At 31.3% G+C, this 24,360-nt stretch carries 24 protein-coding genes and 1 pseudogene; 12 read left to right on the forward strand and 13 right to left on the reverse strand.

Annotated elements, in window-relative coordinates; genetic code table 11:
• Positions 1–7: 7 nt before the first annotated feature.
• From ACYUJ6_RS10500 to ACYUJ6_RS10510, 3 genes are all read right to left on the reverse strand, one after another.
• Positions 8–718, reverse strand: coding sequence for a response regulator transcription factor (locus ACYUJ6_RS10500; protein ID WP_461845488.1), 711 nt, complete (start codon positions 716–718; stop codon positions 8–10).
• A 244-nt stretch (positions 719–962) separates the two neighbouring features.
• Complete coding sequence (locus ACYUJ6_RS10505) at positions 963–1,106, reverse strand: MnmM family RNA methyltransferase (protein WP_461842737.1); 144 nt, start codon at positions 1,104–1,106, stop codon at positions 963–965.
• Positions 1,107–2,033 (reverse strand): LysR family transcriptional regulator, encoded by a 927-nt coding sequence (locus tag ACYUJ6_RS10510; protein ID WP_461842738.1) that lies wholly within the window; start codon positions 2,031–2,033, stop codon positions 1,107–1,109.
• Between the two features lie 215 nt (positions 2,034–2,248).
• Between ACYUJ6_RS10510 and ACYUJ6_RS10515 the strand changes: the two genes are divergently transcribed.
• Positions 2,249–3,559 (forward strand): NCS2 family permease, encoded by a 1,311-nt coding sequence (locus tag ACYUJ6_RS10515; RefSeq protein ID WP_461842739.1) that lies wholly within the window; start codon positions 2,249–2,251, stop codon positions 3,557–3,559.
• Positions 3,560–3,638: 79 nt separating this feature from the next.
• A complete protein-coding gene (locus ACYUJ6_RS10520; protein WP_461842740.1) occupies positions 3,639–5,387 on the forward strand; it encodes an adenine deaminase C-terminal domain-containing protein in 1,749 nt (582 codons plus the stop codon).
• An 18-nt stretch (positions 5,388–5,405) separates the two neighbouring features.
• Here ACYUJ6_RS10520 and mnmM read toward each other — a convergent pair whose 3' ends face one another.
• On the reverse strand, positions 5,406–5,975 hold the full coding sequence (gene mnmM / locus ACYUJ6_RS10525) for a tRNA 5-(aminomethyl)-2-thiouridylate-methyltransferase MnmM (RefSeq protein ID WP_461842741.1): 570 nt from the start codon (positions 5,973–5,975) through the stop codon (positions 5,406–5,408).
• A 201-nt stretch (positions 5,976–6,176) separates the two neighbouring features.
• Here mnmM and ACYUJ6_RS10530 point away from each other — a divergent pair, with 201 nt between their 5' ends.
• The 3 genes from ACYUJ6_RS10530 (at position 6,177) to ACYUJ6_RS10540 (ending at position 9,547) form a co-directional block, all read left to right on the forward strand.
• A complete protein-coding gene (locus ACYUJ6_RS10530; RefSeq protein ID WP_461842742.1) occupies positions 6,177–6,716 on the forward strand; it encodes a helix-turn-helix domain-containing protein in 540 nt (179 codons plus the stop codon).
• A 279-nt stretch (positions 6,717–6,995) separates the two neighbouring features.
• Complete coding sequence (yjeM, locus tag ACYUJ6_RS10535) at positions 6,996–8,513, forward strand: glutamate/gamma-aminobutyrate family transporter YjeM (RefSeq protein WP_461842743.1); 1,518 nt, start codon at positions 6,996–6,998, stop codon at positions 8,511–8,513.
• Between the two features lie 53 nt (positions 8,514–8,566).
• Positions 8,567–9,547: a dipeptidase gene (locus ACYUJ6_RS10540; RefSeq protein WP_461842744.1), complete on the forward strand. Its 981-nt coding sequence runs from the start codon at positions 8,567–8,569 to the stop codon at positions 9,545–9,547.
• 396 nt (positions 9,548–9,943) lie between these two features.
• On the opposite strand, the gene ACYUJ6_RS10545 is transcribed toward ACYUJ6_RS10540, so the two are convergent.
• Positions 9,944–10,768: a lysostaphin resistance A-like protein gene (locus ACYUJ6_RS10545; protein WP_461842745.1), complete on the reverse strand. Its 825-nt coding sequence runs from the start codon at positions 10,766–10,768 to the stop codon at positions 9,944–9,946.
• Between the two features lie 369 nt (positions 10,769–11,137).
• Between ACYUJ6_RS10545 and ACYUJ6_RS10550 the strand changes: the two genes are divergently transcribed.
• The gene (locus tag ACYUJ6_RS10550) at positions 11,138–12,850 is read left to right on the forward strand and encodes an ISL3 family transposase (protein WP_461842746.1); all 1,713 of its coding nucleotides are present in this window, start codon (positions 11,138–11,140) and stop codon (positions 12,848–12,850) included.
• Positions 12,851–13,315: 465 nt separating this feature from the next.
• Here the strand turns inward: ACYUJ6_RS10550 and ACYUJ6_RS10555 are convergent, their stop codons facing one another.
• The 7 genes from ACYUJ6_RS10555 to ACYUJ6_RS10585 all read right to left on the reverse strand — a co-directional run bounded on the left by ACYUJ6_RS10555 (position 13,316) and on the right by ACYUJ6_RS10585 (position 19,955).
• On the reverse strand, positions 13,316–13,705 hold the full coding sequence (locus ACYUJ6_RS10555) for a retropepsin-like aspartic protease (protein ID WP_461842747.1): 390 nt from the start codon (positions 13,703–13,705) through the stop codon (positions 13,316–13,318).
• A gap of 1 nt (position 13,706) precedes the next feature.
• On the reverse strand, positions 13,707–13,952 hold the full coding sequence (locus tag ACYUJ6_RS10560) for a hypothetical protein (RefSeq protein WP_461842748.1): 246 nt from the start codon (positions 13,950–13,952) through the stop codon (positions 13,707–13,709).
• Between the two features lie 792 nt (positions 13,953–14,744).
• The gene (locus ACYUJ6_RS10565) at positions 14,745–16,058 is read right to left on the reverse strand and encodes a D-glucuronyl C5-epimerase family protein (RefSeq protein ID WP_461842749.1); all 1,314 of its coding nucleotides are present in this window, start codon (positions 16,056–16,058) and stop codon (positions 14,745–14,747) included.
• An 83-nt stretch (positions 16,059–16,141) separates the two neighbouring features.
• Complete coding sequence (locus ACYUJ6_RS10570) at positions 16,142–17,992, reverse strand: M56 family metallopeptidase (protein ID WP_461842750.1); 1,851 nt, start codon at positions 17,990–17,992, stop codon at positions 16,142–16,144.
• Between the two features lie 4 nt (positions 17,993–17,996).
• Positions 17,997–18,380, reverse strand: coding sequence for a BlaI/MecI/CopY family transcriptional regulator (locus ACYUJ6_RS10575; protein WP_461842751.1), 384 nt, complete (start codon positions 18,378–18,380; stop codon positions 17,997–17,999).
• Between the two features lie 314 nt (positions 18,381–18,694).
• Positions 18,695–19,618 (reverse strand): permease prefix domain 1-containing protein, encoded by a 924-nt coding sequence (locus ACYUJ6_RS10580; protein ID WP_461842752.1) that lies wholly within the window; start codon positions 19,616–19,618, stop codon positions 18,695–18,697.
• Positions 19,605–19,955, reverse strand: a complete 351-nt coding sequence (locus ACYUJ6_RS10585; protein ID WP_461842753.1) for a PadR family transcriptional regulator — start codon at positions 19,953–19,955, stop codon at positions 19,605–19,607. Before ACYUJ6_RS10585 ends, ACYUJ6_RS10580 begins: the two co-directional genes overlap by 14 nt.
• A gap of 268 nt (positions 19,956–20,223) precedes the next feature.
• Here ACYUJ6_RS10585 and ACYUJ6_RS10590 point away from each other — a divergent pair, with 268 nt between their 5' ends.
• The 6 genes and pseudogenes from ACYUJ6_RS10590 (at position 20,224) to ACYUJ6_RS10615 (ending at position 23,257) form a co-directional block, all read left to right on the forward strand.
• The gene (locus tag ACYUJ6_RS10590) at positions 20,224–20,601 is read left to right on the forward strand and encodes a DUF3267 domain-containing protein (RefSeq protein WP_461842754.1); all 378 of its coding nucleotides are present in this window, start codon (positions 20,224–20,226) and stop codon (positions 20,599–20,601) included.
• A 105-nt stretch (positions 20,602–20,706) separates the two neighbouring features.
• Positions 20,707–20,799 (forward strand): annotated as a pseudogene (locus ACYUJ6_RS10595) (UPF0236 family transposase-like protein); the annotation flags it as partial.
• Between the two features lie 301 nt (positions 20,800–21,100).
• Positions 21,101–22,159 carry a cell wall-binding repeat-containing protein gene (locus ACYUJ6_RS10600; protein WP_461842755.1) on the forward strand — a complete coding sequence of 353 codons (1,059 nt, stop codon included), beginning with the start codon at positions 21,101–21,103 and terminating at the stop codon, positions 22,157–22,159.
• Positions 22,160–22,203: 44 nt separating this feature from the next.
• Positions 22,204–22,509: a hypothetical protein gene (locus tag ACYUJ6_RS10605; protein ID WP_461842756.1), complete on the forward strand. Its 306-nt coding sequence runs from the start codon at positions 22,204–22,206 to the stop codon at positions 22,507–22,509.
• Positions 22,510–22,547: 38 nt separating this feature from the next.
• Positions 22,548–23,057: a G1 family glutamic endopeptidase gene (locus ACYUJ6_RS10610; protein WP_461842757.1), complete on the forward strand. Its 510-nt coding sequence runs from the start codon at positions 22,548–22,550 to the stop codon at positions 23,055–23,057.
• Positions 23,006–23,257, forward strand: a complete 252-nt coding sequence (locus ACYUJ6_RS10615; protein WP_461842758.1) for a hypothetical protein — start codon at positions 23,006–23,008, stop codon at positions 23,255–23,257. Before ACYUJ6_RS10610 ends, ACYUJ6_RS10615 begins: the two co-directional genes overlap by 52 nt.
• A 148-nt stretch (positions 23,258–23,405) precedes the next feature.
• Here ACYUJ6_RS10615 and asrC read toward each other — a convergent pair whose 3' ends face one another.
• Positions 23,406–24,353 carry a sulfite reductase subunit C gene (gene asrC / locus ACYUJ6_RS10620; RefSeq protein ID WP_461842759.1) on the reverse strand — a complete coding sequence of 316 codons (948 nt, stop codon included), beginning with the start codon at positions 24,351–24,353 and terminating at the stop codon, positions 23,406–23,408.
• Positions 24,354–24,360: the final 7 nt, after the last annotated feature.

Genomic DNA, 24,360 nt, shown 5'->3' on the forward strand with positions numbered 1-24,360 from the left:
AATTCACCTACTTAATCATATAGCCTAAACCTCTGACAGTTTCTATATATTCAGGAAATTTATCATTGTCTTCTAATTTTTTCCTCAATTTTCTAATATGTACATCCAAAGTTCTGGAATCACTAGAATTAACAGGCCCCCATACCTCTTTAATCAGTACGTCTCTTAAAACTAAATTCCCCTTATTTTTAGCTAAAACCTGCAATAATTTAAATTCCCTTAAAGTAAGTTCTACAATTTTACCATTTTTTATAACTTCATATTTATCATTATTTATAATTATATTGCCAATTTTTATAATATTACTGCCCTTTTCCCCAGTAGAATCATTGGGAGAATTGTACTCCGGTATTCTCCTAAGTACTGCATCTATCCTGGCCAAAAGTTCATTTACACTAAAAGGTTTTGTTATATAATCATCACTTCCCAGTTTTAATCCTATAATCTTATCATTTTCTTCCTTTCTTACGGTAAGCATTATTATGGGAATCTTACTTGTTGATGGATTTTTTCGTATACGCCTGCATACTTCAAATCCATCAATTCCAGGAAGCATTATATCTAAAATTATTATATTAGGAAGTTCTTCCTCTGCAATTTTTACCGCATCCAATCCATTGTAACAGCAAAAAACTTGAAATTTTTCTTCTAAATTAACTTTTATAAGTTCTGTAATATGGACTTCATCATCAACTATCAATGCTTTCTTCATGTTTATCTCCTTTTAAACATATCTGATTTTTACATTTCATTTAAATCATATAATAAAATTAAAAACCCTATATACCTCAAGTAAATAAGGGCCATAGGGTTTATAAAGCGCCAATTATTTCGACATTTACATAAGACTAATCTTCTTATTATCATTTTAAATTTTGTAAATTATTTTGTCAAATAGTTCAACACCGCCAATGCTTGCTAAATCCTTGACTTTTGAGTTCATAAATACACTTCTTCTATTTTTATCTTTTTTCAATTACCATAAGCATAGGTGGACAATTAATTTGATTAATGAAAAATGCCCTTTCAACGGCAGTGAGTGTTGTCACTTCCTTAATGATAATATCATGTGTCCCTTTGGGTAAATATCCTAGATTAAAATACAATTACTCCTTCTTATAATAAGAAAAATAATCTTTTAGGATTTTGATGTAATCCAGGGTATATTGTGTTAAATAAGCACCTTTTCTATAAGCCACAACCAAAGGGTTTATGATTCTAGGTTTTCCAATAGAAAAACACACAGGTTCATGTTCAAACTTAATGTGTTTAAGATAACTCTCAGAAATAAAACATGCCCCCAACCCTTCAGAAGCCATTTGAGCTTGCAATTCAACATTTCTTGTTCGAAAGACTACCTTTGGATTTATTCCCGCTTCATCAAATAATTGTGCGGAAATTTTTCCTGTATGCAAATTTGAATTAAGAAGGATAAAATTATCATCTTTAAATAATTTAAGATCAATCCAAAGATAGCCACATCCTTGTACAACTTTACCGCTTTTAGCAAGCGGATGATTTGAATTGATCAGTAAAAGAGTTTCATCATTTCTCAAAGTTTCATATTCCAGCTTTAAATGTTGCGTTGTCTTGTTAAAAATGGCAATATCTATTTTATCATCACTTAATAGTTTCCCTTCAACATCATAAACTTCTTCTAAAAGATTTACATGAATATGAGGATGCTTTTTTTTGAATATAGGTAGGGTGTCCGGTATAATACAATAACTTCTAAATAAGGGAAAAGCTATAGTCAGCTGCCCATTATCCAATAACACCAATTTATGTAATTCATCATCCCAATTTTGTTTAATGTTCATAATTCTATTTGCATATTCCAAATAACGTTCACCTACATAAGTGGGTGTAAATTGATTATCTATGTGATGGAATAATTTTGTTCCTATTTTAGATTCTACCCTTTGCAGGAATTTACTCAGTGTAGGCTGTGAAATATAGAGTTCCTTTGAGGCCTTTGTGATACTTTGGTGCTTTGCAATACACAATATATAATTTAACTCTTTAAAGTCCATTGTTCTTCCTCCCTTAAATAGCCTTTTATATAATAATACCAGAAAGAGTATGCTTCCATAATAAATTCATAGTTAAAATGCATGACATATATGAATTATATATATTTGACATATAACTATTTACTACATAAACTTTATTGTAATAAAACATTCGGATGTTTATATAAAAAATTTAATTTAGTAAAAATTCAAGAAGAAAGGTAACGAGGACCTATATGAATAGTTGGATAGAAAAACAATTTAAATTATCAGAATACGGTACTACAATTAAAACAGAACTGATTGCAGGTATTACAACATTTTTTACAATGGCATATGTTTTAGCTGTTGTACCAAATACAATGGGAACAGCTGGGTTTGACAAAAGCTCAATATTAACAGCTGAGATCCTGTTAATTATACTTACAACAGCTGCTATGGCACTATACACAAATAGACCCTTTGCGCTTGCTCCCGGCCTTGGCGGTGTTGCCATTGTGGCTGCTATGGTTGCCAATGAGGGTATTTCACCCGATATAGCAGCTGGTATTATTTTTATAAGTGGTCTTTTATTTGTAATTATTTCTTTTGCCGGGATTAGGGAGAGTGTGGTTCGCATTATTCCTGTGAGCTTAAAATATGCAATTACTGCAAGCATCGGACTATTTATTGCATTAGTGGGTGCAAAAAGTTGTGGATTGATAGTTGTAAATGCAGTTAAAAAAAGTTTAACTTTTGGAGATTTATCATCCCCAAAGGTCATCTTGGCTGTTATTGGATTTACACTTATGCTTATTTTGAAGACAAGAAATATCACAGCTGGAATGATTCTTGTTATCATAATCACAACTTTGATAGGCATTCCCATGGGTATTACTAAAATCCCATCCTCACTTGTTTTACTTCCAGGAGGACTTGAACAGCATTTTTTAAAAATCAACATTTTAGGTGCTCTAAAATTAAAATATCTTCCTTTCGTTTTTGCCCTGTTTATTCCAGATTTCTTTTCCACCTTGGGAACAGTTTTAGGGGTCGGTGCACAAGCTGGATACTTGGATAAAGATGGTAACCTTCCTGGTATAGACAAATGTTTTTATGTGGATTCTATTTCCGCCTGTATCGGCGCATTATTCAATATGCCGACTATGGTAACTTATTTTGAATCATCTGCCGGTGTTGAGGCTGGAGGGAAAACAGGCCTCACAGTAATTTTTACAAGTCTTCTTTTTACAGCAATGCTCTTTTTTACACCGCTTGCACTAATGATTCCCTCATCGGCCACAGCTCCTATACTGATTTTTATGGGTGTAAATATGCTTAGTAAACTGAGATATATCAATTATAATGACATGACAGAATATCTACCTGCACTCCTTTGTGTAACATTTACCATATTTGCAAACAATATAGCAAACGGTATTTGTGTAGCACTTCCCGCATATTTAATTTTAAAAATTTCTTCCGGGAAAATCAAAGAGGTCAGCAAGCCCCTGTATGTTATAGCGATTATCTGTTTATTGTATTTTTACTCCATCGTAAAATTATAAATATTACTTCATACACCCTATCAAACCAGTGACTATTTTAGGGCTAAATATACAGGAATAAAAATTGGAAGGAGAAAATATGGAAAAAGTTGATCTTACCATTAAAAACATTGACGTTTTCAACAGCTATCTAAAGAAATTTATAAATGCAGATGTTTACATATTAGAAGATAGAATTTATTATGTGGATACAAAAAAAGATGGGAATTTTACTAGTAAAGAAATAATAGACGGCACAGGAAAGTACATGATTCCCGGGCTGGTGGATATTCATATGCATATTGAAAGCTCCATGATGACACCTGAGCCATTTTGCAGGCGGCTGGCTTCCTGCGGCGTTACCACCATTGTGGCAGAACCTCATGAAATAGCAAATGTCAAGGGGCTTGACGGTATCCGGCATATGATAGAAGCTGGGAAGCACTCTATGATAGACGTATTTTATGGAATACCCAGCAGCGTACCTTCTACCAATAAAAAATTAGAAACCACAGGTGGAAAAATAGACTTTGGAGATATGAAAAAACTACTACAATATGAAAATGTAATTTGTGTGGGAGAAATTATGAATTGCAGACAGATTATAAAGAAAAATAGTTTGGAAATCACAAAGTTTTTAAAATATCTGAGGAAAAACAAACCAAATTATGTCATAGAAGGGCATTGTCCTTCTCTTGTAAATTTAGATTTGGCCAAATATCTGTACTTGGGCATTAACGGGGACCATACGGAACATTCTCTTGAAGAAATCAAGCAGAGATTTGCCAATGGCATGTTTGTAGAAATACAGGAGAAAATGCTGAGACAGGAGATCTTAAATTATATTATTGAAAATAATCTGTACGAACATTGCGGATTTGTTACGGATGATACCATGGCGGATAAGCTGTATAAATACGGTCATCTGAATCTTATTGTAAAAAAGGCAATGAGTCTTGGTTTTAGTAAAGAAAATGCTATTTATTGCAGCACATATACAAATGCAAGAAGAATGAACCTCACAGATAGAGGAGCAATTGCGCCGGGAAAGCTGGCCGATTTTATATTGCTGAATGATATTGAAAACTTCGATATTGTTTCAGTGTATAAAAATGGAAGGCAACTTTATAGTGCCGGAGACACAGTGGAAGATGAGAATTCAAGCTATATATTTCCAGAGAACTATTATCACAGTATTTGTATAAAATCATTAAGCAAAGAAGATTTTATCATTCCTGTAAAGGAAGATGTAGATTCCGTTATTGTGAAAATTATGCAGGTTGTAAATGGTTCTACACAAACAAAAATAAAAAAAATAGAAATGCCAGTTGTGAACCATGAATTAAAATGGCAGGGAAGTGGCTGCCTATTAACTATGGTATTAGAACGATACGGAAAAAACGGAAATATTGGTTTAGGCTTTGTAACCGGAGATTGCATAAAACATGGAGCCGTTGCAACTACCCACAGCCATGATCATCACAACTTGATGGTCATTGGAGAAAGCATCGAAAACATGATGTTGGCAATTAAACGTATAAAGGAACTTCAGGGCGGTATTGTAACTGTTTATAATGAAAAGATATTGGAGGAATTACAGCTGAATGTCTGTGGAATTATGTCAAGTGGTTCTGTAAAAGAAATCGGGTTATCCGTAAAACGAATTAGAGAAAGCCTTGAACAATTAGGCTATAAGCATTATAATCCCATTTCTTCTCTCTGTACCCTGGCTCTACCTGTAAGCCCGGCTCTGAAATTGACAGACATGGGCCTGGTTGATGTAAAAAAAGGCTGTATTGTCCCTCTTTATGAAATAACTGACACTATGTCAGCAAAAGGTAAAAATTAATAGATATATTGCTTATTTTTATCTTTTTTCAATTATAATAAGCATGGGTGGACAATTAATTTGATTGACAAAAGATGCCTTAACTACATTGTATTCCCTTTGATTCAGGGTTTTCACATAACCCTCCAGGGCATCTTTTTCAATTTTTCCCTGCTCATGTCCATAGTATATCACTAAAATTATCACCCCATTTTGTTGAATCAATTTGAGGCACTTTTCAACGGCCTTCAATGTAGTTGCCGCTTTAGTGGTGACATCATGTCTTCCCTTGGGTAAATATCCCAGATTAAAGATAAACAGTTTTACTTTTTCATCTATATACCTATCCATGTTCTCATGGCCGTCATTTATAAGCTTTACCTGTTTTGATAAATTTCTCTCATCTATATTCTTTCTTGTATTTTCAACTGCTTTTTTTTGTATATCAAAGGCATATACCTTTCCTGATATTCCCACAAGTTCCGCCAAAGCCGCAGTATCATTGCCGTTTCCCATGGTTGCATCCACTGCAATATCTCCCTTGTGTAATTTTTTCATACATATATCTTTGGCAAGATCAACTGCATTTGTAAAATAATCCTTAGACATAATTTTCAACTTCCTTTATCATATATACTGTTTGTTAATAATTATACTCTAAATTTTATTTAAAAAAAATCCAAAATTATACTTGCACGATTACTAAAATTATGGTGTAATTTATCTAAGGTTAAACAGGTTATAACAAAATTTATCAGAAATGAATTATTATATAATTTGTACTAAAATGTTAGTGTGGTGAATTACTTTATGAAGTTAGGTGAAAAAATTAGAAATTTGCGTAAAGAGAAAAAAATCAGTATTGCACAGCTTGCTGAAATGGCAAAATTAAGCACTGGGTTAATTAGTCAGATGGAAAGAGATCTAACGGTACCTTCTGTAGGATCACTTTGGGAGGTGGCAAAAGCATTAAATGTGCATATAAATTACTTTTTCGATGAATATAATGATGATAGTTTTATTATTAAAAGAGACGAGAGAAAAAAAATAATTTTGCCCAATTCAAATATTACTTATGAACTTTTAAGTCCAAATATAAGAAAAAAGCTAGAAGTATTAATGGTAAATATCGAACCAGGGATGTGCAGTTCTTATGAACAAATTTCTCATGAAGGTGAGGAATGCGGCTACATGATTCAAGGCATAATGAAAGTAAAATTGGGCTCCAAGGAATTTGTTATATCTGAAGGTGACAGCATTTACTATGATAGTACAACGCCCCATAGATTTGTTAATATTGGCAATGAAACTGCAATTTCTATTTGGTCAATGACACCTGCAAGTTATTAAAATCAATAAAGTTAAATAGCCTTAGCTTAATATTCCTTTAAGCTGAGGCTATTTAACTTTAATTTAATATTTCCATATTCTTAATTTAATTTTTTGCAGGGGGAAAAATAATCCAAAAAAATGAAATATTTTTTAAAAATAAAAAAGGGTTTTTCAGATTAATGAAGAATATGTTATAAAATAGATACTTATTTCAATATATTGAAATAATAAGCTACGAAAAGAAGGGAGAAAAAACTTTTTAATATCTTAGATAAAATATTATAAGGAGTGAAAAAAATGTCAGGAAAAACCAAAGGAGCTAATAAAAAACTAACTGTAATACCATTAGCATTAATGTGTGTTACATCAGTATTTATGTTTCCGAACATTCCCAGAGCATTCCTGCTCATGGGGTATGCAGCAATCCCCTGGTATATATTAGCTGCAATAACTTTTCTGGTTCCATTTGCATTTATGGTTGCAGAATATGGTGCCGCATTTAAAAAAGAAAAAGGTGGAATTTATTCATGGCTTGAAAAAGTTGTTGGAGCCAAATATGCATTTATTTCCATATTCATGTGGTACGTTGGCTGGCTGGTATGGATAACACTGACTTCCAATTCAATATGGGTTCATTTTTCAACTATGCTTTTGGGTAAAGACACAACTTCAAATTGGTCTTTGTTGGGATTAAACGCAACTCATACTTTGGGACTATTAACTATAGTATTTGTTTTTGCATTGACTTTCACAGCAACTAAAGGGTTAGACAAAATAATAAAAATAACTTCCCTAGGCGGTATTTCAGTAGCGTTTATCAATATAGTTGCTTATATTGGTGCAATAATAGTATTTATATTAAATCATGGACATTTGGCTCAGGCTATTAATGCGCAGGCACTTGTTCATTCACCTAACCCTGGTTATCAGTCAGCTGTATCAATAATATCTTTTATATCTTTTGCAATACTTGCTTATGCTGGTATTGAAGTAGTTGCAGGTGTTACAGACCAAACGGAGAATGCTGAAAAAAACTTTCCGAAAGGTGTTTTGATGGGTGCTGCCTTTATTGCAGTCTGCTATGCACTGGGCATATTTGCAGTGGGCATATTTACCAGCTGGACTGGTATACTAGGTGGAAAAGATGTAAATATGGTGAACGTAACAATTATTATTATGAATAACTTAGGCGTTGAAATCGGTAAAGGATTGTCATTAAGTACGGCTGCTTCAATATCACTTGGTAACTGGTTAGGACGATTTGTTGGATTGTCATTATTTCTAACTTATCTTGGTGCTTTAGTTTCATACTCATATTCACCTATAAAACAGTTGGTGGAGGGTACTCCAAAGGAATTATGGCCTGGAAACCTGTCACAGATTAAAGATGGCCTTCCTAAAAATGCCATGTGGATCCAATGTATTATTATTATCCTTTTCATATTATTTGTAAGTTTAGGAGGACAGGGAGCATCCGCTTTCTTTGACAAACTGGTACTGATGACTAACGTTGCTACTACATTGCCATATATATTCATCGCAGGTGCATTTGCTAAATTTAAGAAGAATGAAGATATTGATAAGCCCTTTGTAGTGTACAAAAATTATAAGAGTTCACTGATATGGACAATAATAGTGACAGCTACAGTTTTAATAGCTAATATAGCAGTAATAATTAAACCTGCATTAACAAAAGGGGACTTTGCATCATCATTATGGATGATAGCCGGGCCTGCAATATTTGCAGTAGTTGCATTATTGATGTACGGAAGATATGAAAATATAATGAAAGGCAAAAAAAATTTACCTATGTAAAAAGATGATACAAAAGCATAATGTAAAATACATTTAACAGGAGGAAGATTTAAGTGAAAACATTTAAAGTATTTGATGCCCATTCCGACATATTAGCTGATGTTACTGATAAAAGAATGAAAGGCAAAAAAAACATATTGCGAAACTATCACATTGATAGATTGCAAAAGGGCAATGTAAATGGCATATTATTGGCAGTTTGGATTGATCCTCCATATGTTAACAATCCCACTAAAAGAATGATGGACATTTTAGCAGCAACATGCGAAGAAATAGAGGATATGAAAGATTGTGCAGCTGTTGCAGAAAATGCTGAGGATATCAGAAATATACAGGCTTCAGATAAACTTGCCATTCTTTTAGGAATGGAAGGACTCAGCGGATTAAAAGGTAATGTTGATGTTTTAAGCATGCTTTACCGTCTAGGAATAAGACATGCTATGCTGACTTGGAATGAAGAAAACGAATTTGCTACAGGTGTTGAAAGCCCTAATAAAGAACGTGGAGTTACTAAAATCGGATTTGAAGCACTTAAGAAGATGGAGGATCTAGGAATGTTAATAGATACATCTCATGCAAATGAAAAAACTTTTTGGGACATATATGAAAAAACAACAAAACCTTTTATTGCTTCCCATTCTAATGTTTATAATATTTGTAATACAGAACGTAATTTAAAGGATGATCAAATTAAAGCAATTGCAGAGCGAAAAGGTGTGATTGGGATGAATTCATGGGCAGGTTTTATTGATAAGGAAAAACCCTGTGTTGAAAAACTAGCGGATCATATAGACTACATTGCGGATTTGGTAGGCATCGATTATATTAACTTTGGATTTGATTTTTGTGATTTTTTGAATTCGGATACAATGTCATTCAGTAAAAACGGCAGCGGTGCAACACCTGGTCTAGAAGATGCATCTAAAATACCTAACTTGATAAACATTTTAATTAAAAGAGGTTATAAATCTGAAGACATAGAAAAGATAACTTATAAAAACATAATGAGGGTATTGGAAGATGTATTAAATTAATTAGTAATTGTATTACGAGAACGTACCTAGATTTTGTACAATATAAGTATAGATAACTATCATATTAGTGGTAGACATCTATACTTACTTTTTTTATGATAGGTTTGTGTAAATCAAATCAAGGTACGTTATTTCTATGTATGTATATTAGGCCCTGCAAACCCCACTCTCTGCCTTATTCCCCATAAATATGTACTTATCTTGTCTTCTGTTCTATTTTTTTAATCCTATTGTTAAGATAATTTTCAGTCATAATTCCCAATTTCCTTTATCCTATATATTATTAATAATTATACTATAAACTTTGTTAAAAAAATCCACAATTACATAGTCCATTCATGCCGCTATATATAAAGATTTAACGTAATATAGATAACACTTTTGAATCTTCAAATACTATTTCTGCACATAAATAAAATTATTAATTTTGTTTAATCCATAAATCATAAATAAACATCCTAAAATAGTAATTGAAATAATCACTATTAAATTTTGAATTTTAGGTAGGTATATAAGTGTAAATCCAATACTGTTAAATAATACATGAGTATACATGCATAAATATATTGATTTGGTTTTTACATAAATATAACCCATAAAGACACCCAAAAGGAAGGCATTAATAAACTGAATGCCATTTAAATGACTTATTCCAAATAATATAGCTGAAATTATTATTGACTTTTTAGCAGAATATGTGTTCAATAATCCACCAAGTACTACTCCCCTAAATACTAATTCTTCCATTGCGGGCCCAATAATACAAACATACATAAGAAATGATATTTGTGTAACTTCACTCATAGCTTTCAGTATAAATTTAGGCATTAATATTTTACTAAAAGGATCCAATATAAAAACTACTAAATCATTAGAAATTATTTTAAATCCCACTACAGCTACAGTTAAATAAAAAATATTTTTCATTGTAATCTTTTTAGCAATCTTTTCACAAATATTTTTTCCATTTACTGGAGTTACATACAATCCATAAAATAAAATTGTAGTAACAACAAATATGAGCAATGCCATAAGGCTATTAGATATAAATGATTTTAATAAAGAATTAATATTGGTTTTTATAAATAAACCTCCTATAAAGACTAATATAATTCCATAAATAAGTGTAGCAACTATACAATCCTGAATGCCCATTTTTTTAAATTCTACTGTTCCATTTTCAATATTTGATATAATTTTAAATGGATTTAATTTATACAATATACCATCCTCCTATGAGTGTCCACCTTTTCGAAAAAAGCTCATATTTCTTCCATTCAGTATCCGTTATATTTTCATCTATCATAAACCATATTCCATTATCCATATTATAACATGAATTAATATTTTATTTCCAAAATATTCCATAATAATATAGATGAGATACTTTTGTCACACCTTCATCACAGTAAAAATTTATATGGCATACTTATCCTTCCCCCCATTCATCAACTAACCAGGGTGAACTTTTATCTTCTCTTATAACAGTACTGTATATGTCAACAACTTTCTGGTTCTTTCCATAGTTAGTTGAATATAGGGAAAATATGTTATAATGAAGTGGCCAATACAAAAGAAAGAGGTTGTTTTATGGATGAATTTATTAAACTTTTAGATAAAAATTTAGATTATGTAGATCACAAGATTTCTGGTGATCTATGCTACATTAAAGTAGTTTCAAATAGAAAAATTGTGAATTGCCCCTTCTGTGGCAAACCATCTTCCCGTGTACATTCTACATATAAAAGAAGCTTTCAAGACCTGCCCATACAGGGTAAAAAGGTGATTATTATACTTTTAAATCGCAGGATGTTTTGCGATAATTCTGAATGTGACCACACAACATTTGGAGAACGCTTTAAATTCCTTCCAAGTAAGGCAAAGAAAACAAATAGATTAGAAGATGAAATCATAAGGCTCTCGCTGAACTGCAGTTCAACATCAGCCTCAAAAATGCTCAGAAATAGTATCGCAGACATTGGCAAGAGTGCCATCTGCTGTCTCTTAAAAAAAAAAGAGACTCCCATAACTAATAAAGATACTGTTACAGATGTTTGCATTGATGATTTTGCTTTAAGAAAAAGAAAATCTTATGGAACTATTATGGTAGATATAAAAACACACCACATACTGGATATGATTGATTCAAGAGAATATGATACCGTTAAAGATTGGCTAAAGTCATATAAAAACCTTCGTATTGTATCTCGTGATGGATCAATTACTTATCATAATGCAATTTCAGACTCTCACCCGGATGCCATACAAATCAGTGACAGGTTTCATCTGCTAAAAAACCTGACTTCATATGCATTAGATTATCTGAAGAAGAAATTCAAGACACATATATCCATATCTCTGCCTAACGACAAGGATTTTACTGAAGAAGAATTGCAGCCACCTTCAAAAGCAAATGAAAATAGAAAATTAACATTAAAAGAAAAGTATGACCAAATAGAACTTTTTCTTTCCATGGGTTATTGTAAAACAAAGATTTGCCAGAACTTAAATATGGATATCCGTGCCTATGATAAGCTGATTTCAATGACACCATATGAAAGAGATTCATTGTTTCAAACCAGGTTGATGAAAGTACATGAAGATAAAGTAAACCTTAAAATGGAACGGGTAAACAAAGTACGAGAGTTAAAAAATGATGGCTGCAGCAATCGTGGAATATCCAGGCGCACAGGTTTAAATACCTCCACGATCAAAAAATATCTTGATGAAAATTTCAATCCTGTTCATGCATCTTATGGGAAGAAAAGAGAAGGTAAATTATCACCATTTATAAAAGATATAAACAATATGCTTGCAGAAGGTCTCATGGGGTCTGTTATAGAGAAAAAAATAAGAGAATCAGGTTATCAGGGATCTTCTTCAACTATGCGTCGTTATATAACAGATTGGAAAAGGCGCCGGAAATTTTACTATGATAAGAGTCAGGGAAAAAGTGTAAAAATGGTAACTGTAGAGCGTAAAGATATTTTTAAGCTTTTATATCATCCAATCGAAAAAGTTAAAGCAGTCAGTCAGGAATTTTTTGAAAGAATCTGCAGTGAAAATCCATGCTTTAGAAAAATTCATAATATTATATGGGGATTCAAAAAAATACTTATAGATAAAGATGCAGGTGGACTTAAGAAATGGATGGACAAGGCACAAGATCTCCAGATACCGGAAATAAACAGTTTTGTTAATGGGTTGAACCGAGATTTTGATGCCGTCAGAAATTCAATTAAATATGAGTATAATAATGGATTAGCAGAGGGAAGTGTAAATAAACTAAAAGTAATAAAGTGAATTATGTATGGCCGATGCAATTTTGAAACCCTGCGAATTAAAACTCTCCAGCTTGAGAAAATGCGAAGTATCAACTAACTATGGAAAGAACCATTTTTATATGTTAGCATAAACAACAAATTATCATCTTTCTGATTCTTGATTATTTTTGAGCAAAAAATAAAATTATATCTTCATAATTAGAAGGGAATATAATTTTAAGCTTTACTATATTATTTGTCTAAAGAAAGAGAATGCACATAATTATTTACACGGCTAAAACATATGACTTCCACAATAGATTATAGTATTTGTACAGATGTTTATTTTGTTGATTTGTAGACAGTTATAATCTCTTTTTTGCCATCATTATCTGTCATGGGGTCAGTCCCCATAGAAGAAATTGGAAATGCACAATTTCTGTTTGCTATTTCCATTTTCTGTATTGGAGGCTGACCCCGTAATGGATTACATTTAGCAAATGAGTTATTTCTTCTTATACATAATTAGATCTACACAATCAATAATAACTTCCGCAGTTCTAAGAAAATCTAATCCTAACAATCCATTTAATCGTTCATTTGGATCAATATTTCCAAAGTCCAGTTTAATATTTTTTAATTTTATGTCTTTACAAAATATTTCATCTATTTTCTTCCTTACAGAATAAGAAGTTGCACCTCCGTAACCTGATGCCTTAACAATACTATCATCTTCTGAAAAACCAACATCTAATTTATCCAAAAATTCTGGACTTATTATTGTATGGAAAGATCCTGTATCAACAATAACATCCTCTACTAAAACTCTGTTACCTTCATGAACTATATTAATAGACGTATATAATAATCCATTTTTTAGGTTTAATTTTTGCATATCATATACTCCTTCTTATGCCGATATGTTGTATTAAATCTATAATAAGTTTTTCATTTTTTGTACTATATACAAGCTGATCTTCCTTGCATTTTCTAAACTCTCTCATTGCTTCCTTACTATCAGATATTGCCTTAATAAAAGCTACTTCATCAACATATTCTTTATCTTTTTCAATATGTGATTCTGTTATTTGAAACTTCACATACTGATGTGGATACATTTTTCTAATTTCCTCCCACTTCATTTATAATTTCCCCTTTTACTAATATTTTACTCCATCATCAAAGAACTCCATACTGCTCTTACTTATTTTAGGCATTCCCATATTTTTATACATCTCACTTAATCAAAGTTCAAAGTACAAATATCAAATATCAAATTTGGTGGATTTTCCAGTATGGAAAATCTTCATTATCTGTTATTTGTTCTTTGTACTTTATTCTTTTATAAAGCTGATATTTCGTTATAAATTCCAGATATCTTTTATATTCCTTGAGTTCCAGCTGCACTGCCCCAGCAAACGCCGGGTGCCATTTATCAATTCACAATGCACAATGAAAACAAATCAACCGCCCTATCATTTATTTTATTATATCATATATTATAATCATAAAATGTCAATCTCATACAAACTCTTGTTCTTTAAGCAAAATTACAAATCAATTTTTTCTGTACAATATTTCTAGGTTTTTGAGCAGTGCAGGATAACTTATCCACCCTATGGGCTTGACCTTGATGACATTACAAATAGATGCTGAAATGTTGTGAACAGGGCGATAAAATCTATATGTTTATATTTTACAATAAACATCCATCCACTTAAGTAAAAGCTTTTGATCAATAATATCAAGAATATGTGAAATAGCTAATCTTACTTAGGTTGCAAATTTCCCTACAATTTTTACCACAGTGCCTGACCTCGCATTGTGTCTGTTTATCAATCTATTTCCATTTTCTGTATTGGGGACTGACCCCATAGCAAAAATTGGAAATGAAATGGACAATTTCTTCTTGCCTAATAAGTTATCCTTATTATTTACACGGCTAAAACATATGACTTCCACAATAGATTATAGTATTTGTACACTGGATTTTTAGTAATTGAATACATTGCATCCACAAGTTCTATATGCGTTTTATGGTACTCTATATTTATATTTGGATATTGATCTTTTTTTGTGAGATAAGTGGCATCATAGGCTGTCATATATCCTAAATCATATTTATATACAATTTTAAGAAGCGTATTATTGCAATTAATAAACATCTTCTGGGCATTTTTACTGTAAACACTGTCCTTTGTTTGAGATAAATCATAAATGCCAAGTATGGTATATATAAAACCATTTAAAGTATAAGATTTGGGATTAGTTATATATTCTTGAAAAAACACATTGCTGCTCCCATCCAGTTCCCTTGTTGTATCCTTTGTACCACCTTCATCAACTGGAATACACATAAATTCATATGCTCTATTTGCAGCCTCTAAATATTTTTTATCATTTGTAACTTGATAGGCACGAACAAAAACACTTATAGCTTGTCCTTGTGCTAAAGATGATACCCAGCCTGGTTCATATGCATAATCATTAATATAATGTTTAAATCTAAAATTAAGTCTCAATGCACCTGAAGAACTCTGTAGTGATAATAGCTTGTCAACTGAATCTATAAACTTCTTTTTGGTACCAGTACCTTTTTTATACTTCCCAAATTGAGTTAAAGAAAATTGTGCAATTGTTACAGGATTATAATGAAAGTATCCATCTCCTCCGCTGTCTGAATCATATTTAACCATAGGTAATCCATTTTCATCAAGATGTACATAATCATTTTCATAATAGCAGGTTTCCTCACTAGCATTAAAATAGTCACCGGTTGTAGTGTAATTAACATTATTCAAAAATACGTAACCTGCCTTTTTATACTCATCTCTCTTTGATTTACTGTATTTTAAATATTGTTTTGTCTGCACTTTCTCCAACATATGCTTATAATTGGACAGCTCTAAATAGGCTTGAGCTGTCAATTTTAAAGGCTTATCTGATAAGGAATTAATTATAACAGCTTGATAACCTTTACTTGCCTGTTCATATTCACCAATGGAATGTTCATATTTAGCATATTTTAATGTACTTTGTGGATTGCTCTTAATAGCATCTATATTTTCCTCTTTTTTAGCTCCCGTATATACAACTTTATTGTATTTTTTATCAAAAATACCTATCCATAAAGCATGTAAACCGCAGATTAATAAAACTATTATACATATTGATCTAGCCATTTTCTTTTTATTGATTTTCAAATTTTTTTTCTGTTTTCTGTAATTTTTGATTTTAATATCTGACATAATAAATCTCCTATTACTTTAGCTTTAAGTTAGAAAGATACCTTATTTCTAAAGCACCTTTCTAGATGACAGCAAATAAAATTCTACTTTAATGCTTTTTCCTTGAGTTTATTAAAATTTTCTTTTGGTGGATATGCTGTATTCAAACTCAATCCTCTATCTATGGATTTTAGAGCCTCACTTTTATTTCCTGCCTTTATCTGTGAGTCGGCCAGATAATACCAATAAAATCCGGCATCCGGCATTGCCTTTACTTTTTGTTCATAATAAGGTACTATGACTTCTTTAAAATATTCTTTATAGTTATCTTCATCTTGTATAAAGGTATTTCCATTCCATTTTAAAATATCTACTATATAAGCATCTCCTGTATCATGCTGCCAGATTGCTATATCCTGCCTGTTCTTTCCCTGCACATTTATTACATCAAGTTTTGAATAATATATATCCTCTTTTGAAATTTTATTTAAAACATTATTATTCCATTCATATATGGAAAGCTGTGCTGCAGTTCCTCCAATTCTTCTGCCTAAAAGTACTTCCTTCTCTCCATTTCCTTTTAAATCTGCAGTTAAGACTACATCCAGACTAAACCCCTCTCCTGGTTCCTCCAAAACCTTAGTCCAATTTTCTCCTATCTTTTTCAGAACCAGCACATTTATCTTTTCATCTTCATTAGATGTTTCTTTTGTTGATTTGTAGGCAGTTATAATCTCATTTTTGCCGTCATTATCCAAATTCTTCAGTAAAATGCTATCCTTTTCTTTTGTTTTATCTAAAGTTACAATTTGTGAATTTTGAGGTAAAAATTTCTTTACAATATTTACATAATCCATACTATTTTCTTCTATTTCAGATGCATTTTTTTCATTGGCGGAGATGACAGTTTTGCCAGGTAAATTAGTCATACCCATGATACATACAGCTGCCAGAATGAAAATCAACACTGCCCCCCATTTCCCGGGCCTCTTTTTAAAATTTTTAATCATAATTATTCTCCTTTTTATATTTGATTTTCCATTAATTATCCCTATAGAACCAGGGATTGTTTTTACATTAGAAACAATTTTTATCAAGTCAATAATTGTTTCCCCATAACACTTGTATTCATTTTTATCTAAATAAGACAATACATGAGCATCACAAGCTATTTCAGAATCTTCTTTCATCCTATGAAGAGCAGATAATATTATAGGATTAAACCAATTAACTATGCCACAGAATAATATTATCCAGCTTATAAAAATATCTTTCTTCCTAAAATGAGAGAGTTCATGTAAAAATATATACCTTTTTTCTTCAGGAGAAATTCTATCCATTAAATCTGGATTAATCAATATTTTAGGTCTTATTATTCCCAAAAGCGATGGGGCATTTATATGGGTATCATAAACAATAGGTATAGACCTGGATATATTCATAATGGATTTACATTCTTCAAATATACGAATAGTATTTGTATCTTTGCAAAAAAATTGTTTATTTACCTTAAAAATAAATATTCCATTTATAGATAATATTATAACTGCAGAAAAAGCAGCCACCATTGCCCAAATTATACTCGCCATATTGAAATAATAATTAAAATTACTAATTTTAATTTTCTGCAAATTATTTTTTTGTTCTAATTTTATCTTTGCAAAATCATCCTGATTTTTTATACCCTTTACTGACTTATTAAATTTAGATTCAGAAAAGTTTTTATTCATCTCTATTTTTTGCGTAACAGGTGCAATCACACTAAATCTACTGAAAGGAGTTTCAAATCCAACTGGAACAATTAATCTTATAATAAGCAAAAACCATATATAATACTGCCAGGCAGCATTAAGTCTAGTTTTAAGCATCCTTTTCACAATAAAAATAAGAACAGCTATTATACTTCCCATAGCAGATGATAAAAGAGTCATTCTAAAAACAGAATAAAGATCCACAAAATCACCTCTTTTTCCTGTCCTTTGTATCTAAAATTTGTTTTAATTCCCTTATCTCTTTTTCCGATAATTTTTCGTCTTTTATGAAATTTGATATCAACAAATGAATTGATCCATTATATACTTTTTTAAGAAAAGATTCCGTTTCAACCTTTCTACATTCCTCTTCAGATATTTTAGGTGAATACAAATAAAAAGGTTTTTGTTTTTTTACTTCAACAATATCTTTATCCACCAACCTGTTAATAAGAGTATGAATAGTTTTTGGGCTCCAATACATATATTCTTTTAAAATTCTAATTACTTCACTGGAAGTAATGGGTGATTTTTTCCACAATATCTTCATTATCTCCCATTCTGAATCTGATATTTTATTTGATTTTTTCAATTTTTTCCCTCCTAGATATTACGAATGTAATCTATAAATCCATATTACTATTGTAATCTCTATTTGTCAATGATTTCTATAATTGTTTTTTTTAAATATAAAGTTATCCTTGTTAAAAGCACACTTGACAGTGTAAATCAATTTTAAAATATATAAAAGTTTAATTAAGACTTCTTTAACAACTATACAAAAAAGGCAGCATCTATTTTGAAGCTGCCGGCGGGAACCTATTAATTTTATTCTCTGAAATTATATCAATCCTAGAAAGTCATAAACATTGCTGTACTTTAAAACCATACTTTAATTCCACCACTTCATACTTTTTGTCTGGCTTTTTTCTTAATAAAATATATCCTAAATACAGCAAATAATATCAAGCAAATAGCTACTATAGAAACAGAAACTATTTTTATATGGTCCGGGAAAAATACCCATGATATAAATAATCCTGTCAGCGCTAAATCCAATATAGCTATACTGCGGATAATTTTACTTCCTCCACCTATATAATTATAAAGGGTCATACATAAAATAAGCGACGAAGCTATAAATAGTGAATATGCAATTTCTTTAAATATTAAATTAACCGAACCTTCCTTCAACTGTGCAAGCTTATACAAGCTATTCTCATCTTTCTTCTGCTGTAAGCCCGTCTTCTTATAATGGATATTCCATGAATCTTCAGACATCTTTCCCTCATAGCTATTATCAACTTTAACAGTTGGAACATACTTTTTATATTCATACTTTAAATAATTTAATTTTTCTATTTTCACATAATAAAGTCCATTGTTATTTTTACTATTAAATTCATTTAAAATTTTATCCACCTGATTTTTTTGCAAATTATTTTTATTGATTACTTCTTTAAAAATAGTATTTATAACATAATCTGAGGTACTATTATAGTATTTTACATTACTACTTTTATAAAACTTACTAAAAGCCATAAATAAACATCCCAGCACAAAAGCAAGAATGGCTGCCTTTAAAATAATAAGTGTAAATTCACTCTCTCTTTTCCATACAGTATTCATTTCTCTTACTATATTTTTTTCTCTTCCAAAATTTCCCAAAGTCTTATCTATGCTCTTTTCTTCACTAAATCCCTGTTTTTTCAGATCTTCTACCTCTTCATATAAATGAGCTTTCATTTCTTCTTTTAAATTTTTTATTTCTTCATCTGATTCATTAAAATCACTGAAAATTTTATCAACATAAATATCAATCTTCTCCACTACTATATCCCCCCACAAAATTATTCAATATCTTGCTTAATACATTCCACTCCTTTACCTTTTTCCTGAAAAAGTTTTTTCCTTCTTCTGTGATTTTATAATAGCGTCTTCTTCCACCACCAGTACCTTCACTGTCATCCCAATATCCCTGTAAATAATTTCTTTTTTCAAGCCTTTTTAGTGATACATATAGAGTTGCCTCTTTTATTTGAAAATTTTCATTTGATTTCTCTTTTATTTTCTTTGCAATTTCATATCCATACATAGGATTCCGTTGTAAAACTGATATTATAATTATATCAATATATCCTTTTAGCATTTCTTTTTCAAACTCCAATATCTATCACTCCAATATACTTTATATTACAAAGTATTTTATATTATAAAGTACGCTTATATTATACTACACATTAATTTGTATTATCAAGTATCATATACTAAAAAATGTAATATATCCTTTTTTGAATTTTATTCAAAATACTATTATTCTATATTATTGCATTTATTATGGGAGTTGGATTATATATTCAAAGCAAATATGTTATAATAAATTTGAAATATATACAATTTATTATAAATACAGGGAGAATATTTATGAAGTTAGTATGGAAAGGAAGATTAAATTCTGGAAAGTCATTATCAAAGAGCAAAATACCAGAAAAGCTACAGTAGAATTATTCTATTCAAGGTCTGGAATGGGCACTATAACAACTTACCCAACTCCTAAGTGGAGATTTGTTTTTGCTATACTTTTGCCTTCACTTGTATTGGGAATCATACCATTTATTATTTGGATGTTTATTCCATCAACTTATGTTATGTGGAATTCTATAATATTTATATTTTCTTTATGTAACTTAAACATGTCAACAGTTGATTTGAATACTATTTTTCATGCAATTACTGAAATGCCAAAAGGATCGGTTATGCAAACTTCTGGAATGGATTACTTTTGGTATATTCCTAACAGCGAAAATAAGTAGAATTAAATTAGAAAGGTTTTATACTAGACGTTTTGGTTAATTTAACTTGTTGTGCTATATAATTTATAGGGGATAGGTTAGCATATATATGCACACAATTTATTTGCAAAATGGATAAAAAAAGGGGTGGAATGGATCCCCAAGAGTATATATTTACTTGATAGGTTTCATCTTAATAAATATATCATGGGAAAAACGCCAGATAAAAAGAAAAAAGTATTTTTATTTGTCCAAAAGATCTGCAGTATCTTCCATTAAAAATAATTATATAGAAAAATTCTACAATATAAAAGTATTAAATTTTGGTAAAAAAACACGTTTGAGTATGCTGCTCAAAACGCTTAGAGGAGCACAAGTTAAAATATATTACAGGAAAAGTCTGTAGTTTTTTAATCTACAGTAAATTGACACGTTCTTAACTGTTTCATAAATTTTACAATAAATTAAGGATAAGTGTATAATTAATTTAAATAACCTTAATTAGGAGATGAATTATAATATGAATAACAGAGAGAACAAAGCAATAGTAAGTACTACTCTTACAGCATTGGTTTTAACTATAGCCTTATCAGCTGGTCCGGTTAAGGCAGCTCAGTGGAAAATAACTAGAGTAAGTGGTGCTACCAGATATGCAACAGCCTCTCAGGTTGCTACAACAAACTGGGCAAGTGGAAGTGACAATGTAGTATTGGTATCAGGAGAAGATTATGCAGATGCAGTAAGCGCTTCCGCATTAGCCAAGAAACTGGATGCACCAATACTTTTGACTACACCTGACACACTGAGTGCAGATGCTCAGGCAGCACTTACTACATTAAAACCAAATAACATATATGTTATTGGTGGAACTGCTTCAATTTCACAGGGTATAAGAGATGGGCTTAAAGCAGATTATACTTTGACAGAATTAGGCGGAGCTACAAGATATGAAACAAATGCAGCAGTAGCTGACGAATTGGTTAAATTGGGAGTTGATCCTAGCAACGTTATGGTTGTTGGTGGACAGGGATTCTCAGATGCTCTTTCAGTAGCACCAGTAGCAGCTGCAAAAGGACAAATATTATTATTGGCAAACAATGACCAAGCTGCAACAAAACCAGTAATTAATTTCGTAAAAGCAAACAAATCAAAGGTTACAGTTGTTGGAACTTCAAATGTTATAAATGACACTATCTACAATGTTTTGGGAGCAACTACAAGAGTATCTGGCGGAAACAGCAGATTTGATACAAACTTAAAGGTATTAGCTGCATTTAAAGACAGTTTGAAGACTGACAAATTATACATTGCAAATGCAAGCGCAGCAGATCCTGACAATCTTTATGCAGATGCACTTGTAGCATCAGCTGTAGCTGGAAAATATTCTTCACCACTGGTATTAGTAGATAAAGATGCTTCTATAGCTCTACTTACTTCAAACGCAACAGATAATGCAATAAACTATATTAAAAACAATGTTACATCAAATACTGAATTGGAGCTGATTGGTGGTACAGGAGTTGTTTCACAAGCTACTGAAGATGCAATAAATACTTATACTATACCTATACAAAATTAATATAGAGGTATAGAAATAAAATAATTAAAGATGGTGAATTAAATATGATTTTAAATAACACATTTAAAAATCAAAATTCTAAAGATGATTCATTTGATATCAGTGTTAGTATTAATTATAAGATAACTATTGATGATAATATAAAGAAAACTAATCCTAATATTATTAAAGCTACAAAACAAGCAATTTTTGATACTGATTGCTATTTTGCTAAATTACAACATTATAATAGATATTTTAAAGATAATGATATATTTATTTTCAATGTAAAAAAAACAGGGGAAAATACTTGGGAGGTTGACTTTAAAGAAAAAAAGTCGGGAACAAAATTGTTACCGGTAAATGGGTAAAACCAAACTTAACAAAAACAAATATTAAGCATAATGTTATGCAGCCTGCTAATGATAAAAATAGTACAAGTTCTAGTTCGTATAATTGGTCAGGATATGTAAGAAATGATAAATGTAATTATGCAGAAGGTTCATGGTATGTTCCTTCGGTAAGTGCTCCTGGTCATTTACCTGCCTATTCATCGCAATGGGTAGGATTAGGTGGATACGGTAGTAATCCTCTTGTTCAAACTGGCACCGCAGCTTCTGTAAATAATCTTGGGACAAACTATTATCCCTGGTATGAATTAATCGGTACAAGTTATTATACAGATTACGAAATTAAAGTAAACAATATACCATGTAATCCTGGAGATCAATTCTTTTGCGAGGTAGAAACATCTGTACGTAGTGGTTATGTAGATGTTTACTTTTATATAAACAATTACACAAAATCTTTAACTACAACATTTACTGTAAAAATAGACACGCCTAGCAATATGCCTGATTCTGCAGAATGGGTAGCAGAACGTCCAACAATAAATTCATCATATCTACTTACCCAATAACAACTGATGTCTCAACAGGTAGAAAGGCTGTACGTTTTAGCTGGTCTGGATATAGACTTGAATCTGGTGATTATGTTCAACTTGCAAAAGATACCGATCTTAATATGTATAAAGTTACAATGGTAGGAAATGGTACTATAGCTACTCCGGGTCTACTAGATGCAGGAGATTTTGATGTTACGTGGAATGGATATAATTAAATATCGAATAATATTGAAGTGATAAAAGAAGTATAACGCCTTATAAATTAAGGTATTATACCTCTTTGTACTTTTAGAAGTCTAGCATATATAAGTACAAAATAAAAATTTCAAACCTTCAATATCACAAATGCAGTTCCATTAACTTTTACCAATATATATTTTCTTTCACTTCAGCTTTGGGATTAAGCTTTACACCCTTTAAGGCCCATTTTTTAAATTCCTGATATCCAGTCCTGTCCACAATATATCCTATATGCTCTTTTCCTCCAGGAGCATTTCTATCCATATAGGCTTCTATATAATCATAGGTATTTAAAATTATTTTTATAATACTCTCTTCATCCGCCCATTTAATAAAGTCCCGGGCAAGTCTTGGATTTTTCTTTCCCGTTCTGCCCATTATCACTAATTTATAATACTTTTCACTGCTTCTTGTCCACGCACCTGTAGGACATTTGCCCACACATTCACCACAGCCTATGCACTTGCTGCCGTCTCTTACAACCTTAAAATTTTCAAAGCCAAGGGCATCTGCAGATCTCAGTCTGCAATTATCCACACAGGCCCTGCAGCCTATACATCTATAACTGTCATATTGCGGTTCCGTCATGCCTATAATTCCGAAATCATGCATTCTGGCTTTTATACAGTCATTAGGACATCCTGTCAAGGCTATCTTTACATGATAATCATTGGGAAATATGGCCTTTTCTATTTTCTTTGCAAAAGCAGTGGTATCATAATTTGCAAAAGGACACACCCTATTGCCTATGCAGGCACAGACATTTCTCGTACCTGAAGCCGGGTACCCTCCATTGACACTTTTTTGATTTATCTCCAGGCCTTCAATAACAGGTTGTATCATTTCATTTATCAGTGGAATATTTTTCATTTCAATACCGGGTATTTCAAACCCCTGCCTGGTTGTAATGTGAATTGTGCCGTTGCCATATTCCTCCGCAATTTTTTGGAGCATGGTAAAATACTCAGCCTTTAAATATCCGCCTGGTACCCTGATCCTTATGGCTGTCTTTCCTCTTTCCTTGGTTATTCTAAATGCATTTTTTTTCAGTACCTTTGTATTGATATCCATAATCATC

Source organism: Clostridium sp. JNZ X4-2, assembly GCF_054889485.1.

Bases quoted from the DNA above. Each gene is read 5' to 3' on its own strand.
- ACYUJ6_RS10610 (WP_461842757.1), top strand. From the start codon at position 22,548: ATGCAGCCTGCTAATGATAAAAATAGTACAAGTTCTAGTTCGTATAAT.
- ACYUJ6_RS10560 (WP_461842748.1), bottom strand. From the start codon at position 13,952: ATGAAGTGGGAGGAAATTAGAAAAATGTATCCACATCAGTATGTGAAG.
- ACYUJ6_RS10615 (WP_461842758.1), top strand. From the start codon at position 23,006: ATGGGTAGCAGAACGTCCAACAATAAATTCATCATATCTACTTACCCA.
- ACYUJ6_RS10510 (WP_461842738.1), bottom strand. From the start codon at position 2,033: ATGGACTTTAAAGAGTTAAATTATATATTGTGTATTGCAAAGCACCAA.
- ACYUJ6_RS10605 (WP_461842756.1), top strand. From the start codon at position 22,204: ATGATTTTAAATAACACATTTAAAAATCAAAATTCTAAAGATGATTCA.
- ACYUJ6_RS10515 (WP_461842739.1), top strand. From the start codon at position 2,249: ATGAATAGTTGGATAGAAAAACAATTTAAATTATCAGAATACGGTACT.
- ACYUJ6_RS10600 (WP_461842755.1), top strand. From the start codon at position 21,101: ATGAATAACAGAGAGAACAAAGCAATAGTAAGTACTACTCTTACAGCA.
- ACYUJ6_RS10555 (WP_461842747.1), bottom strand. From the start codon at position 13,705: ATGCAAAAATTAAACCTAAAAAATGGATTATTATATACGTCTATTAAT.
- mnmM (WP_461842741.1), bottom strand. From the start codon at position 5,975: ATGTCTAAGGATTATTTTACAAATGCAGTTGATCTTGCCAAAGATATA.
- ACYUJ6_RS10590 (WP_461842754.1), top strand. From the start codon at position 20,224: ATGGAAAGGAAGATTAAATTCTGGAAAGTCATTATCAAAGAGCAAAAT.
- ACYUJ6_RS10530 (WP_461842742.1), top strand. From the start codon at position 6,177: ATGAAGTTAGGTGAAAAAATTAGAAATTTGCGTAAAGAGAAAAAAATC.
- ACYUJ6_RS10520 (WP_461842740.1), top strand. From the start codon at position 3,639: ATGGAAAAAGTTGATCTTACCATTAAAAACATTGACGTTTTCAACAGC.
- ACYUJ6_RS10550 (WP_461842746.1), top strand. From the start codon at position 11,138: ATGGATGAATTTATTAAACTTTTAGATAAAAATTTAGATTATGTAGAT.
- asrC (WP_461842759.1), bottom strand. From the start codon at position 24,353: ATGGATATCAATACAAAGGTACTGAAAAAAAATGCATTTAGAATAACC.
- ACYUJ6_RS10565 (WP_461842749.1), bottom strand. From the start codon at position 16,058: ATGTCAGATATTAAAATCAAAAATTACAGAAAACAGAAAAAAAATTTG.
- yjeM (WP_461842743.1), top strand. From the start codon at position 6,996: ATGTCAGGAAAAACCAAAGGAGCTAATAAAAAACTAACTGTAATACCA.